The following is a 14,241-nucleotide window of genomic DNA, read 5'->3' as shown; positions in this document are numbered from 1 at the left end:
CGCCGGCCGTTGCTGGGGGCCGCAACGGGCGGTGGCGCAGGATGGAGGAGAGGAGAAGTGAGGCCCACCGGCTGCGACGGCGACGCTCACCTGCTGTCACCGCGATGCTCACCGGCTGTCACCATGAGGCGACGCGGTCCGCGGGCCGTGGAGACGCCTCCGGACGGGCCGCCGCGAGCCCGTCCTCCGTCCCGGCCGGGTTCCTGGCCGAGGCGGGGAGCGGCTGCTCCGCCCAGATGATCTTGCCCTGCGGGGTGTACCGGGTGCCCCAGTGCTCGGTGAGCTGGGCCACCAGGAAGAGCCCGCGGCCCCCCTCGTCCGTGGTCGCCGCGTACTTCAGGTGCGGGGAGGTGCTGCTGCCGTCGGCCACCTCGCAGATCAGGCTGCGGTCCCGCAGCAGCCGCACCCGGACCGGCGCCGAGCCGTAGCGGATGGCGTTGGTGACCAGTTCGCTGAGGACCAGTTCGGTGGCGAAGGTCAGGTCGGTCAGGTCCCACGCGTCCAGGGTCGCGGTGATCCACGCCCGGACGTCGGCCACGGCGGCCGGGTCGGACGGCACCTCGCGCTCGGCGACCCGGTCGGACCCGAGCACCCGGGTCTCGGCGATCAGCAGTGCGACGTCGTCCTGCGGCCGGTCCGGCAGCAGGGCTTCCAGCACGGCCCGGCAGTTCTCCTCGGGCTGCCGGCCGGAGTGGGAGAGCGCGTCGCGCAGCAGTTCCATGCCGACGTCGAAGTCGCGGGTGCGCTCCTCGATCAGGCCGTCCGTGTAGAGGACGATCTGGGTGCCCTCCTCCAGGTGGACCTGCGCCGTCTCGAACGGCATGCCGCCCGCTCCCAGCGGCGGGCCGATGGGGAGCTCCGGGAAGACGACGCTGCCGTCGGGGGAGACCAGCGCGGGCGCGGGGTGTCCCGCCGTCGCGATGGTGCAGAGCCGGGAGACCGGGTCGTAGATCGCGTAGAGGCAGGTGGCCCCGGTGACGCCCGTCCCGGAACCGGTGTCGCTCTCCTCCTGGTCGATGCGGTTCACCAGCTCGTCAAGGTGGCCGAGCAGCTCGTCGGGCGGGAGGTCGAGGGCGGAGAAGTTGTGCACGGCGGTGCGCAGGCGGCCCATGGTGGCCGCGGCGTGCAGGCCGTGGCCGACGACGTCGCCCACGACGAGGGCCACCCGGCTGCCGGGCAGCGGGATCACGTCGAACCAGTCGCCGCTGACCCCGGACTGGGCCGGCAGGTAACGGTGCGCGACGTCGAGGGCGCTCTGTTCCGGCAGGGCGCGCGGCAGCAGGCTGCGCTGCAGGGTCACGGCCATGGCGTGCTCGCGCGTGTAGCGGCGGGCGTTGTCGATGCTGACCGCCGCCCGTGCGACCAGTTCCTCGCCGACGGACCGGTCCCCGTCGTCGAACGGTTCGGGTTTCTGCGACCGCCAGAAGGCGGCGACGCCCAGGATGATGCCGCGCGCCGTCACCGGAATGGTGATGAGCGAGTGCACGCCGTAGTCGACGATCCGCCGGGTCCACTCCGGGTCCTGGGCCAGCCAGCCGTGGGCCACCGACAGGTCGGGCACCACCTGGGACCGGCCGTTGCCGAAGCCCTGGGCCTGGGGGGTGGAGGGGACGAAGTCGATCAGCCTGCCGCGCGGGTAGAAGGGGTGGTCCTCACGGATCCCGTTGACGGCGACCCGGCGCAGGTTCAGGCCGGTGCCGGTGGGTTCGTCGCCGTGCAGGACGGGGTCGGAGAGGTCGACGGTGACGAAGTCCGCGAAGCCGGGGACGGCGATCTGGGCCAGCTCCTCGGCCGTGCGCACGACGTCGAGGGAGGTCCCGATGCCGGTGCCGGCCTCGTACAGCAGGGCGAGCCGGTTCCCGGCCACCTCGGCCTTGCCGGCCAGGGCGAGGAGCTCCGTGGAGTCGCGGATCGTCGCGACCGTGCCCATCGCTCCGCCGTGGCGGTCGGTCGGCCGCTGGTTCACCACGAGCAGCCGGCCGCCCGCCCGGTGCACCTCGTCCGTGGCGGTCCTGCCCGACAGCAGCAGTTCCACGGTGTCGGGGTCGAGGTCCGGCAGCTCGGCCAGGTGCCGGCCCTCCGGGTCGGCCGGCAGGTCGAGCAGCTCCTTCGCCTCGTCGTTCGCGAGGAGCAGCCGGCCGTCCTGCCCGACGATGACCACGCCCTCCCGCACCGCGTGCAGGACGGCGTTGTGGTGCTCGTACATGCGGGTCATCTCGGTGGGGCCCAGGCCGCGGGTCTGGCGCTTCAGCCGCCTGGCGATCAGGGCGGTCCCGGTCGTGGCCACCGCGAGGGCGGCGGCGCCGGTGACGAGGATGACGGGCAGCTGCCGGTTGCCGGCCGAGGTGACGTTCTTGACCTTGAGCCCGGCCGACACCAGGGCGACCACCGAGCCGTCGGGGGCCTTGACGGGGACGACCGCCTGGACCTCGTGGCCGAGCGGACCGTGCACGCTCTCGGTGTAGACCTGGCCGGCCAGCGAGGGGCCGATCGTGCCGACGAACTGCTGGCCGATCCGGTCCGGCAGGGGGTGCGTGTACCGGGTCCCGTGGGTGTCCATGACCACGATGAAGTCGACACCGGCCTCCTGGCGCGCCGCCTCCGTCAGGGGCTGGAGCGTGGTGGTCGGCGAGGGGGACTTCAGCGTGTCGAGAAGGCCGGGGGAGTGCGCGAAGGTCTGCGCGACGGCCACCGATCGATTGCGGGCCTCGGTGTCGCTGGCCCGCCGCGACTCCAGGACCAGCGCCAGGATCGCCCCGAGGACGAGCAGCACCACCACCGCGACCTGGAGCACGAAGACCTGGCCGGCAACGCTCCGAGGACTCTTCCCGAGAGGACTCTTCGCCACCAGCGACCGCTTCGACACGGGCCGGACCCGGTCGGGCTGTTCGACCATGTGTCATTGATAACACCGCAGCGGGGGTGACCACGAAGAGTAGGTGCCCGCCCGTTCGCGGCCGGGCGGCCACGCCCGGCGGGCAGGGGCCGAGCCGGTCTCCGGCGGGATCACGGCCCGCCCGCACCGTCGGCCTCCGCCGAGACCCGCCCTCGGCCGCGGTGCGTAGCTCACGGTGACGTCCGGACCGACGGTGGGTGGCGCTCGCCGACCCGGGTGGGACCGCCGCTCGGGCCGGTCGGGGCCCTGCGGGCTGACGTCCCATCGAATGGCGCAGGGTGACCGGCCGACCGTCCGTCTACGACCGTACTCTCCGTGAGGATGGAGGGGCCGAAGGGTGCCCGACCTGCCCGGATGCCGTGTCGTGAGGACCGGGTCCGGCGACACGGCGGATGCTCCGTCAGGGCCGACCCCGCCAGCACCCGTCCCCGACATCGCGGTCACTTGAAGGGTAACCGGATGATCAACGATCACGCCCCCAGGTCATACTCCGATCCGCGACTACGCGCCGCAACCACCGGCGGTTAGTTGGGACGACGGCGAGCGGCCGGGCTGGGCCAATGGCGTGGAAAGTCGTCGGTATCCGCACCACCCACCCGATCCCGGGGCAGGCATGCCGTCGATCCGATTGTCACTTTCATCTGCGGCCCGGCCGGCCGCGGCCTCCCGCCGCCCAGGATCACAAGGGACGCCATGCCCCCCAACCCCGGACCCACCCGGTTCCTGCGGGCCTCTACCGCGCTGCTCGCTCTCGCCCTTCTCCTGCTCGGTGCACCCCGGGCCGTGGCGGGGGAGCGCCCGCCGAACCAGGACGACGCCGTCACCCGGCCCTGTCCCGCGCCGCGGCTGGCCACGGGCGAGCCCGTCCGCAGCTAGCCGACCCCTCCAGCACCCTCCAGCCCTCGGCCCGGCCGGTCCGGCGGCCGCGCGCTGCCCTCGCACGCCCGGCCGGCCGCGGCCTGCCGGTCCGCCCCGCCACCGACCCGGTCACCCCACCGTGAGGACGGGATGAACCCGCTGTACCGCACGCTCCGCCGCCCTGCCCGCGATCGTCGCGAGCCCGGCCCTGCTGGGCTCCGCCGCGCTGCCCACCTCCGCCGGCTCCGCCTACGATCTGCGGCTGCGCGCCCGGGGCCTGAACGCCGGCGGTCAGCTGGGCGACGGCACCACGCCCAGCGGCTCACCCCGACCTCCGTGGTGGGGCTGTCGGGGGCCGAGCTCGACGCCGTCGCCGCCGGCGGCACCGGTGGCTCCGCCGGCTCCGGCTTCGGCCTCGCCTTTTCTCGCCAACGGCACCGTCGAGTCCTGGGGCGAGAACGACAAGGGCCGGCTCGGCAACGGCACCCTCGACAACAGCAGCACCCCGGTGACCTCGCTCACCGCGCTGACCGGGGTCGACAAGATCGCGGCACCGGTGGGCGGTGACTTCAGCCTGGCCAACTGACCGCGGTCGGGCCCGAACGGGTGCCCGGCGCCGGCGTCCTCCGCCGGGCCGGGCACCCGCCGTGCGGACCGGCCCTCACGCCCTCGCGGCGGCCAGGCCGGCCAGTGGCTCCGCTTCGGCGCGGGCCACCTCCTGGAAGATCGGGATCAGCAGCTGCTCGTACGCGGTGAGCGGGCGGGCCAGGGTCCAACTGGCCGTCAGGGTGCGGCGTTCGGGGCCGGGGTGGACGGTCAGCTCGGCGAGTTCGCCGTGCCTCAGTTCGAGGCGGACGGACCGGCGCGGCACCAGGCCCACGCCGAGGCCGATCCGGACGGCCTCCTTGACGCCCTCGGTGCCCCACAGGTCCAGGGTGCGGGCGCCGGTCAGCTCCCAGGTGTGCAGCAGGTCGGTCAGCTGACGGCGGGTCTGCGATCCGCACTCGCGGAGCAGGAAGGTCTCGCCCTCCAGTTCGGCGGGGCTGATCGACCGTCCCGCCAGGGGGTGGTCGGCCGGGCAGATCAGCAGCATGTCGTCGGCGGCGAGCCGTTCCGAGCGGTACCGGCCGGGCGGCAGCGGGCCGCCGCTCAGTGCGATGCCGACCCGCCCCTCCTCCAGGGCCTCGGCGAGCTGGTCGGCGGGGCCGACGACCAGGTTGAACTGGGCGGCGGGCTCGCGGCGCCGGACCTCGTGCAGCACCGAGGGCAGGAACTGCGTGCTGATGGTGCCGGTGCTGCCGATCACCAGCGGTTCGGTGCGCAGCAGCGCCGCCGCCTGGACGGCCTGCACCGCCTGTTCGGCCAGTGCGAGGACCTCCTTGGTCTGGGCGAGGAGGACCTCGCCGGCCAGGGTGGGACGGATCCTCGGCCCCGAGCGGTCGACCAGTTGGGTGCGGAGGGCGAGCTCCAGGTTCTGCACCTGTTTCGACACGGAGGACTGGCTCAGGAACAGGACTTGGCTCGCTGCCGAGAAGCCCTCGGACTCGATGACCTGAGCGAATATCGCCAGTTGATTGAGGTTCAGTCGCATCGTGGGCCTCGCTCGCGTCCGGGCGGTCTGGGACACAGGGACCGGCGCGGAGTCGAGCGGTACCGGCCGGTAGGGCAATGTACCGCGCGCCGGGCCCCGTCCACACGGAGATCAACCTGCGAGATTCCTGAATGTGCGGATGCGTCTTCTCGGTTTCTCCTTCTGACAGTTGACGATCGGTCTTACAACGGGGTTGCCGGTCCGGAGTTCCAGGCTTCGGTTCCGCCCCGTTGGCAAAGGATTGGTAAAGGCGCGGGACGAAACCCCGGATCCGGCCTCTTTCTCTGGTGACCGGCCCGCAACGGGCCGGAAGTTCCCCGGGAGATGTTCCGGTGCACCATCGCTCAGGCGGGTGCCGCCCCGGCACAAAGAAAGGAGCCGCTGTGGATTCCACGATCACGTTCCGGGCCCGGCAGCGGTACGCGCCGACACCGGAGCTTCGCCGCACTGCTCCCGTCAGCGGTCGGCACCGGCAGCGCAGTCGCCGGGCGCCGCCGGGGGATCACCTCCACGGAGCGTGCCAGGGTCGCGCGGGCCCTCGCCGGATATCCTCCGTGAAGCGGCCGACGGCCATCGGGGAATGATGGTTCGTCAGCCCGTGTGAGCTGCGCCCACCGGTCGGGGCGCAGCGGTCCGTCCGGACGGTCGGCGCGGCCTCCCGGGGCTGGAAGCCAGCCCCGTCGCCGACCGTCCGGACTCCCCGCCGGACCACGAGGGAAACGGCCCGCGAGCCGTCCCCGCAACCGACCGTTTCGATCCCCGCGACCTTTTGGGCCGGGATCCGTGCACACCGAAATCCGCCCGGCGGCGAATTCCCCCGACGGAATGCGTCCGTATTCCGCCGGGAGTCCGCCGTGGCCGCAGGGAGACCGTCGCGGCGGAATCCGGAGGGCGTTCCCGGTGTGCGCGTCCGTCCCGGAATGATGAGGAAACCGATGTCCCCTTCGAGGAAGAAGCGCGGAGCCGGTCGAGCCGCCTATGGAATATCCCGGGCGACCGGAATCCCGCGGTCGTTCGGCACACTGCTGATCATCGTGGCCATGGTCTTCACGGTGGCGGCCCTGATGGTCCCCATCGCCCGCTCGGCGAGCTCGTACCGCAGCCCGCAGGCGGCGGAGGCGACCCCGGGCACGGTGGACACCGCGACCGGTCCGCTGACCCCGCTCGACCGGGACTTCGTCAAACGCGTCCGGCTGGCCGGGCTGTGGGAGCTGCCGGCCGGCCGGATGGCGCTGGCCAAGGGCGGGACCCCCGAGGTCAAGACCGCGGGCCAGCACCTGGTCGACGGGCACACCGATCTCGACCGGGCCGACCTGGCCGCCGCCTCCGCCCTGGGGATGCAGGTGCCCAACGAGCCCAACGACCAGCAGAAGGGCTGGCTGAAGCAGTTGGAGGAGGCCCAGGGGCCGGAGTTCGACCGGCTGTTCGCGAACATCCTGCGCAACGCCCACGGCCAGGTGTTCGCCGTGGTCGCCCAGGTGCGCGCCAGCACCCAGAACTCCACGGTCCGGGACCTCGCGACCGTGGCCAACTCCACGGTGCTCGACCACATGACCGTGCTGGAGGACACCCGGCTGGTGAGCTACGGCAACCTCACCGGACCGTCGTCCGGCACCTCCTCGCCGACCGCGGGACCGGCCAAGCGCTGAGCGCGCCCGCCGCCGGGCGCCCACCGCACCCGGCGGCCCGCCCGAACCCCCGCGGCACCGAGGCCGTCCACGGCCTGTCCGACAGGCCCGATCCCGTTTCGAGGGTACGTACATGAGGATTCACAAACGCGGCAAGTCCAGGCGGAGACTGCTCGCCCTGCTGTTCGCCGGGGTGCTGGCGATCACCGGTGGCACGGCACTCGCCACCGGAGCGTTCGCCGGACAGCGCACCTGGTGGTCCAAGTCCACCGCCGCGCCCCAACTCGGCACGGTCGCCTGCGCGGACGTGGGCGCCGGACTGACCGAGGTGCCGGAGAACGCCAAGGAGGAGGTCGACCAGGGTCTCGCCGAACTCGACGCCCAGGTGGCCGACGCCTACCGCGACCTCGCGGCGCCCGGCCAGGGCGGCGGCGAGAAGCGCGTCATGGGGACGCTCGCCGAGAAGCGCACCGCGACCCTGCGGAAGATGGCGGAGCGCGCCGGAGCGGACGCCGGCCTGCCCAAGGACATCGCCGGGCTGGCGAACTGCGCGATCCGGCGCGACGTGACCGTCGACGCCTCCGCCCGGGACTACAGCAACGACGCCAAGGCCGGTACGGCCGACCGCAACAAGGCCGCCGGCAAGGGCAACCTCGGCCGTGGCTTCGTCGACATCAAGACCGTCGCCCCCGCCGCCAAGCCCGCCCGCACCGGGCCGGCCACCGGCAGCTTCAGCTCGCGCTGCGGACGCAACGAGAACCGCCACCTCAACCCGGACAACGTGATCGTCGCACCCGGTGTGAGCAACGGCGCCCACCACATGCACGACTACGTGGGCAACAAGATCACCGACGGGTTCTCCTCCAACAACAAGCTCGCCGGGGCCGGCACCACCTGCTCCAACGGCGACCAGTCGACGTACTACTGGCCGGTGCTGCGGCTGCTGGACGGCAGCAACGACTCCGACCTCAAGGCGCCCGGCGGCGGCAAGGACCGCAACGTGGGCCGCATCCTGCAGCCCGCCGAGGCGAACATCACCTTCGACTCGCCCAGCGGCAGCAAGGTCCAGCCGATGACCCGCTTCCTGCGGATCCTCACCGGCGACGCCAAGGCCTTCACCAACGGCCCGGGCAACGCCCACGCCTCGTGGAGCTGCACCGGGTTCGAGGACCGCCAGCTCGTCGACAAGTACCCGATCTGCCCGAGCGGGAGCCGGGTCGTGCGGACCCTGAAGTTCCCGGACTGCTGGGACGGCAAGAACATCGACAGCGCCAACCACCGCACCCACACCGCCTTCTCCAAGAACGGCGGCTGCCCGCGGAACTTCCGGGCGATCCCCCAGCTGGTGGAGCGGGTGGCGTACGACGTGCCGAGCGGCGTGAAGTTCGCCGTCGACAGCTTCCCCGAGCAGCTCCACAACCCGATCACCGACCACGGTGACTTCATCAACGTGATGAACCAGAACCTGCTGAACCAGATGGTCAGCTGCATCAACGAGGGTCGTCGCTGCGGATGACCCGCACGGGCCGCCACCGGGCCGGACCCGGGGCATCCGGGCCGCCCCACCGCGCGGCCCACCCAGGGGACCGCGCACCCCATCCGAACTGAGCAAGGACAAGGCCGGAGGGCTCAACGATGTTGACAGGGCAGGGACGCCGAGCCTGGCACTCGGCCGCAGGACCGGCTCGAGCGGGCCGCTCGGGCCGATCCGGCGGACCGAACCGGGCCGGCCGAGGCGAACAGGACCGCGGCGGGAGCGCCGCGGAGCAGTCGGAGTCCGGCGCACGGGAGACCTCCCGTGGGTGGTCCGTGATGCCGCTGCTGGCGGTGGGACTCGGCTTCACGGCCGTGATGGTGAACGGCGCACTCCAGGCCTTCCTCGGAGTGGCCGCCGGGGTCCTGGCCCTGGTGTCCTTCACCTCCGCGGTCCTGTGGGGCCTCGCCGCCACCGACCGGCTGCTGCTGTACCCGGTGCACCGGCTGGCCGCCCAGGCGATCCACCGGGCGATGGGCATCGGCGGCGTGGTCTTCCTGGTCCTGCACGTGTGGATGAACGTCATCCAGGACCACGTCGGCGCGCTGGCCGCGTTCGTGCCCTTCACCGACCCGGACCGGCCGGTGCTGATCGGCCTCGGGGTGGTGGCCGGCTACGTGCTGCTGGCCGTGGCCCTCGCCGGGGCGGCCCGCGGGCTGCTCGCCCGGACCGGTGAGGCGCGCCGCTGGCGGATCGTCCACGTCTTCGCCTACCCCGCCTGGGGTGCCGCCCTGCTCCACGGCCTGAACGCCACCCGGGTGCCGGCCCCCTGGGTCACCATCCTCTACAGCGTGGCCATGGTCGGCGTGATCGTCGCGCTCGGCCTGCGGCTGTGGGGCCAGGGCCGGGGCGTCCCGCGCCGGGTCGCCGTCCCGCTGCGGACGGAGACCCCCCTGCGTACCGAGACGGTCCGCCGGCCCGAGGTCGGGGCCGGCACCGGACGGCGGCGGCGGGGCTGATGTACGGCGCACCCATCGCCTGGCTCGGCCGGCCGGTCCTCTTCGCGGGGCTGGAGCAGGTCGAGCGCCTGGACCACCGTGCCCACCTGGTGGTCCACGGCAGGCCGCCGTCGATGGCGGCGGACGAACTGGCCGACCTGGCCGAGAACGTCAACCTGCGCGGCCGCGGCGGCGCCGGCTTCCCGTTCGCCCGGAAGATCCGGGCGGTGGTCAAGGCCGCCGCCCGGCGCCGGACCCGCCCGGTCGTGGTGGTCAACGGTACGGAAGGAGAACCGAGTTGTCTGAAGGATGCGGCGCTGCTGCTGCGCACCCCCCACCTGGTCCTGGACGGTGCGCTGCTGGCCGCCGAGGCACTGGGCGCCGAACAGGTGGTGCTCGGGGTCACCCGGGCCGACACCGAGCAGTCCCTGCTGAAGGCGCTCACCGAGCGGCGCTCCACACCGCTGCCGGTCTCCGTCAACCGGCTGCCGGAACGGTTCGTCTCGGGCGAGGGGAGCTCCCTGGCCCGCGGCATCACCAGCGGGATCGCCCTCCCGCGCGGCGGCAACATCCGGACCAGCGACAGCGGGGTCGGGGGTGTGCCGACCCTGCTCTCCAACGCCGAGACGTACGCCCAACTCGCCGTCGCCGCAGGGATGGGGGCGCTGCCGTACCGAGAGGTCGGCCTCCCCACGGAGCCCGGCACGGTCCTGCTCACCCTGGCGGGCAAGCAGGTGGTGGAGTCGCCCGCCGGCGTCCCGCTGGCCGACATGCTCCAGATGTTCGGCATGGACATCGGGCAGGGCGTGCTGACCGGCGGTTACCACGGCACCTGGCTGAGCCCCGACAACGCCCGCAAGGCCCTGGTGTCGCGCGAGTCCCTGCGCGGCCTCGGCGGGGCCCTGGGCGCCGGCGCCATCCTGCCGCTGCCGGACACCACCTGCCCGCTGGGCGAGGTGCTCCGGGTCACCCGCTGGATGGCCGACGAGACGGCCGGCCAGTGCGGGCCCTGCTACCTCGGACTGCCCGCCCTGGCCAAGGCGGTGGAGGAGGTGGTCCGGGGCGGTGGCCGCGCCGCCCTGGACGTGGTCGAGACCCGGATGCGCGAGGTCACCGGCCGGGGCGCCTGCAGCCACCCCGACGCCGCCTCCCGGTTCCTGGCCTCGGCCCTGGAGGTCTTCGACGATGACCTGCAGATGCACTCCTACCAGTACGGCGGCTGCGGCCGGCCCGTCCAGGACGTGCTGCCGATGCCCGAGATGGAGAGTGCCGGGAGCATCGTCGTGGACTGGACCCTGTGCGAGGCCCACGGCCTGTGCACCAGCGTCCTGCCCGAGGTGATCAGCCTGGCGCCGGACGGCTTCCCCTCGGCCGCCGTCATGCCGGTCCCCTCGCAGCTGCTCCAGCAGGCGGCCCGCGCCGTCGACCGGTGCCCCGCCCTGGCGCTGCGCATCCAGTGAGCGCCGCCCGCCCCCGGGCCGGCGCCCACCCGCCCACCACCCGCACACCCACGGCCCCCGGAGCCGGCCACCACGGCCGCTCCCACCACCCCACCGACCACCCCACGCACCATCCGGCCTGGTCCCGCGACCCCTGGGACGGCCAGGCCCACCCGATGGAAAGGCAAGGAAGATGACGACGACCACCAAACGCTACGGGCTCGTGGCGGTCTGCCTGCTGCTCGCCGGCCTCGTGCTGATGGCCGCCTTCGGAAGCTCCGACAGCAGCGCCCGCCAGGCCAAGCCGTCCGCCGACGGGCTGCTCGCCGGAGCCTCGGCCACCCCGGTGAACGGCTACGGCTCCTACGGCGACACCGGCGCCCTCCCGGCGGCCGGCGGCAGCCAGCCGGGCGGCCAGCTGGCCGTCCGCACCGACGAGAAGCTCGGCGCCGTCATGACCGACGGCCAGGGCTTCACGCTCTACCGGTTCGACAAGGACACCGCCAAGCCGCCGGCGTCCAACTGCTCCGGCGCCTGCGCCACCGCCTGGCCGCCCGTCATCAAGGACGGCAACACCACGGCCGGCAGCGGCGTGGACGCGAGCAAGCTCGGTGAGATCGTCCGCGCCGACGGCACCCACCAGCTGACCGTGGGCGGCTGGCCCGCGTACCGCTACGCGCAGGACACCGCGCCCGGTGACACCAAGGGCCAGGGCGTGGGCGGCACCTGGAACGCCCTGGCGCCCGACGGCAGCAAGGCCAAGGCCGGCGGCGGCGAGGCCCCGGCCAGCCCCGCGCCGGCTCAGCCCACCGCCCAGCCCACCGCCACCGCCATGCCGCAGCCCCAGCAGCCGACCGGCGGCGCGCAGCTCTCGATGATGAACCACCCGCAGCTGGGCCAGATCATGGTGGACGGCAACGGCAGGACGCTCTACCACTTCGGCAAGGACACCGCCTGGCCGATGAAGTCCAACTGCGAGGGCCAGTGCCTCAAGACCTGGCCGGTCGCCGCGCCGGTGGACGCGTCCAAGATCAAGGGCATCGACCCGAAGCTGATCGGCAAGATGCAGCGCCCGGACGGCACCTGGCAGCTGACCATCAACTGCCTCCCGGCCTACACCTACTCCGGCGACCAGAACCCCGGTGACGCCCTCGGGCACGGCATGGCCAACAACCTGTGGACCGCCATCAACCAGGCGGGCAAGCCGGCCGGCGGCAAGTGACGGCCCGGACCGCCGACCCGGCGGCGACCGAGCTCCACGCCGCCCGGACCGTCCGCACCTACCTGCAGTGGACCGCACTGACCGTCCTGCTGGTCCTGGGAGTCCTCGAACTCCTCTGGGGCTCCGGAGGGTTGGTCGGCTCCTCGCAGGCCGCCCAGCGGCCCGTACGGAGCTCGGTGGAGGACCTGGCGCGGCGGATCGGCTGCACCGCCGAGATCACCACCGACGCGGCCGACCTCCGGCAGGGGCTGTGCGACCAGGACGGGGAGGAGACCTGGATCGCCACCTTCCCGACCCGGGGCGCCCAGGACGCCTGGACCACCCAGGCCCAGGCCTACGGCGGCTCGTACCTGGTCGGCGACGGATGGGTGGTGGTGCTCACCGACACCACCATGGAACGGATCCACGGGCTGCTGGGCGGGACCATGCTCGGAGGGGCCGACCACACCGGCGGCCACCACCCGCAACCCGCCACGAGCGGCTGAACGCACCGCACAGCACCGAGAAGTGACGACAGGGCGAGGGTTCCCGCCGGCCGACCACGGCCGGCGGGAACCCTCGCTTTTCGGCTGCTGTAACCGGCCTCGCCGGCTGCCGTCGCCTGCCTCGCCGGCCGCCTTGCCGGCTGCTGCGGCCCGCTCTGCCGGGAGCCGTCCGCGACGGTCAACTGGCGCAGAGTCATGGCGGGTTCGCGGCACCGGCGTTCAACCATGCAAATGCCGTATGCACTTTTCTGTTATTCCCCGCGTCCCGCACTTGACGCGGCCTTGCCACCGTGTCGGCGGGTGTGGCGGCCCGTCACCAGGAGGCCCCCAGCCCCTCCCGCACGCCGTCCGGCCGCCTCGCACACGGTTTCCCCACATTCGGATCCGGAATCACCGGGCGCCGGGCCGGCCCTGCGGCGGTTGCCCCCAAACCCGTGGGACTGGTGTGCTGTGGCCCTTCCTGCCACACCGTCCCGACGGCCCCAGCAGCACGACGCCGTCCGCCTTCGTCCCGGACGCTCCCCGTCCGGCAGGACCGGCCGACCCAGGCCGGGCCCGCGAAACTCCCCCATCGTGCGAAGGCCAAAGCTGAGGAGGAACAGATGACTCTTCTGACCAGCACCCGCGAGACGGGCTTGAGCGCGCTGAGCGACGCCGAACTCGCCGCAGCGCTCGCCACCTCGACCACCACCGGCGGCTCCCGGATCCGGGAGGTGATGGCCGAGGTGTTCACCCGGCATCACAGCGCCGTACTCGCGTATGCCCGACGCTTCTGCCGTGACCCACAGACCGCCCAGGACCTCGCCGCCGAGGCCTATGCCAGCACCTACCTGTCCGTCGCCCGCGGCCGCGGCCCGCGGCACGCCTGGCGCCCCTACCTCAAGGCCTGCGTCCGGCGGACCGCGATGGAGTGGAGCAGCCAGACCACGGTCGTGCTCGCCGACGACTTCCACACCTGGGCCGAGCGGGTGGCCGACGAGGCGGAGACCGAGGACACCCTGCTCGCCGCCGAGGAGACGGCGATGATCGCCCGCGCCTACCGGGCCCTGCCGGAGCGGTGGCAGGTGCTCCTGTGGTTCTTCGTGGTGGAGGGCGAGTCCGCCGCCACGGTCGGCCAGCGGATGAGCATGACGCCCAGCGGGGTGCGCTCGCTCGCGGCCCGGGCCCGCGCGGGGCTGCGCGAGGCCTACCTGAACGCGCACGTGGACGAGGGCACCGGCCTGGAGTGCCGCTACTTCACCTCGCTGCTGACCGGAGCCGTCCGGCGGCCGGGGCGGCGGCGGGGACGGGAGCTGGCCCGGCACCTGGAGGAGTGCACCGGCTGCGGGCGGGTGGCCGAGGAGTTCCGGCGGGCCAACCGCCGGATGGCCGGCCAGCAGCGGCCGGTGGCGGCGGTCCGTCCGGAGCCCCTCGGATCCTGCTAGGGCTCAGCCCGGCCCCGCTGGACGGGGCCGGGCCGGGGGGGCGTCCCGGCCCGGCCCTCGGGGCCGGCCGCGGTCCGCGCACCGGGGGGTTCGCGGACCGCGGCCGGACTTCCTCCGGGGCGGCGCGGTCCGCCGCTCCCGACGGCCCGGCAGGTCACTCCTGAGGGTGAACCGGCGGCCGATCGGGCACGGACCGATCGGGTGCGTCCTACCGTGGTCCCCGGAC

Annotated in this window: 10 protein-coding genes; 8 read left to right on the top strand and 2 right to left on the bottom strand. The window is 73.4% G+C overall.

Annotation, left to right across the window (positions count from 1 at the left end):
• Positions 1–118 precede the first annotated feature (118 nt).
• Positions 119–2,896 (bottom strand): SpoIIE family protein phosphatase, encoded by a 2,778-nt coding sequence (locus ABWK59_RS05705; RefSeq protein WP_354638361.1) that lies wholly within the window; start codon positions 2,894–2,896, stop codon positions 119–121.
• Between the two features lie 1,246 nt (positions 2,897–4,142).
• On the opposite strand from ABWK59_RS05705, the gene ABWK59_RS05700 reads away from it, so the two are divergent.
• The gene (locus ABWK59_RS05700) at positions 4,143–4,340 is read left to right on the top strand and encodes an RCC1 domain-containing protein (protein WP_354638359.1); all 198 of its coding nucleotides are present in this window, start codon (positions 4,143–4,145) and stop codon (positions 4,338–4,340) included.
• Between the two features lie 75 nt (positions 4,341–4,415).
• Here ABWK59_RS05700 and ABWK59_RS05695 read toward each other — a convergent pair whose 3' ends face one another.
• Positions 4,416–5,345 carry a LysR family transcriptional regulator gene (locus ABWK59_RS05695; protein ID WP_354638357.1) on the bottom strand — a complete coding sequence of 310 codons (930 nt, stop codon included), beginning with the start codon at positions 5,343–5,345 and terminating at the stop codon, positions 4,416–4,418.
• A gap of 1,040 nt (positions 5,346–6,385) precedes the next feature.
• Here ABWK59_RS05695 and ABWK59_RS05690 point away from each other — a divergent pair.
• The 7 genes from ABWK59_RS05690 (at position 6,386) to ABWK59_RS05660 (ending at position 14,015) form a co-directional block, all read left to right on the top strand.
• Complete coding sequence (locus ABWK59_RS05690) at positions 6,386–6,994, top strand: DUF4142 domain-containing protein (RefSeq protein ID WP_354638355.1); 609 nt, start codon at positions 6,386–6,388, stop codon at positions 6,992–6,994.
• Positions 6,995–7,106: 112 nt separating this feature from the next.
• Positions 7,107–8,489, top strand: a complete 1,383-nt coding sequence (locus ABWK59_RS05685; protein ID WP_354638353.1) for a DUF1996 domain-containing protein — start codon at positions 7,107–7,109, stop codon at positions 8,487–8,489.
• Between the two features lie 296 nt (positions 8,490–8,785).
• Positions 8,786–9,466 (top strand): hypothetical protein, encoded by a 681-nt coding sequence (locus tag ABWK59_RS05680; RefSeq protein ID WP_354638351.1) that lies wholly within the window; start codon positions 8,786–8,788, stop codon positions 9,464–9,466.
• Positions 9,466–10,905, top strand: a complete 1,440-nt coding sequence (locus tag ABWK59_RS05675; RefSeq protein WP_354638349.1) for an NADH-ubiquinone oxidoreductase-F iron-sulfur binding region domain-containing protein — start codon at positions 9,466–9,468, stop codon at positions 10,903–10,905. The genes ABWK59_RS05680 and ABWK59_RS05675 overlap by 1 nt, the downstream gene beginning before the upstream one ends.
• Before the next feature lie 172 nt (positions 10,906–11,077).
• A complete protein-coding gene (locus ABWK59_RS05670; RefSeq protein WP_354638348.1) occupies positions 11,078–12,106 on the top strand; it encodes an SCO0930 family lipoprotein in 1,029 nt (342 codons plus the stop codon).
• Entirely contained in the window at positions 12,103–12,591 is a 489-nt protein-coding gene (locus tag ABWK59_RS05665) for a hypothetical protein (protein ID WP_354638347.1), read from the top strand. The genes ABWK59_RS05670 and ABWK59_RS05665 overlap by 4 nt, the downstream gene beginning before the upstream one ends.
• Positions 12,592–13,193: 602 nt before the next feature.
• Complete coding sequence (locus ABWK59_RS05660) at positions 13,194–14,015, top strand: RNA polymerase sigma factor (RefSeq protein WP_354638345.1); 822 nt, start codon at positions 13,194–13,196, stop codon at positions 14,013–14,015.
• Positions 14,016–14,241: the final 226 nt, after the last annotated feature.

The organism is Kitasatospora sp. HUAS MG31, assembly GCF_040571325.1.
GTDB classification, from domain to species: Bacteria; Actinomycetota; Actinomycetes; order Streptomycetales; family Streptomycetaceae; genus Kitasatospora; species Kitasatospora camelliae.
Note: the sequence above shows the minus strand (reverse complement) of the source record. Positions and strands in the feature narration are given on the sequence as shown.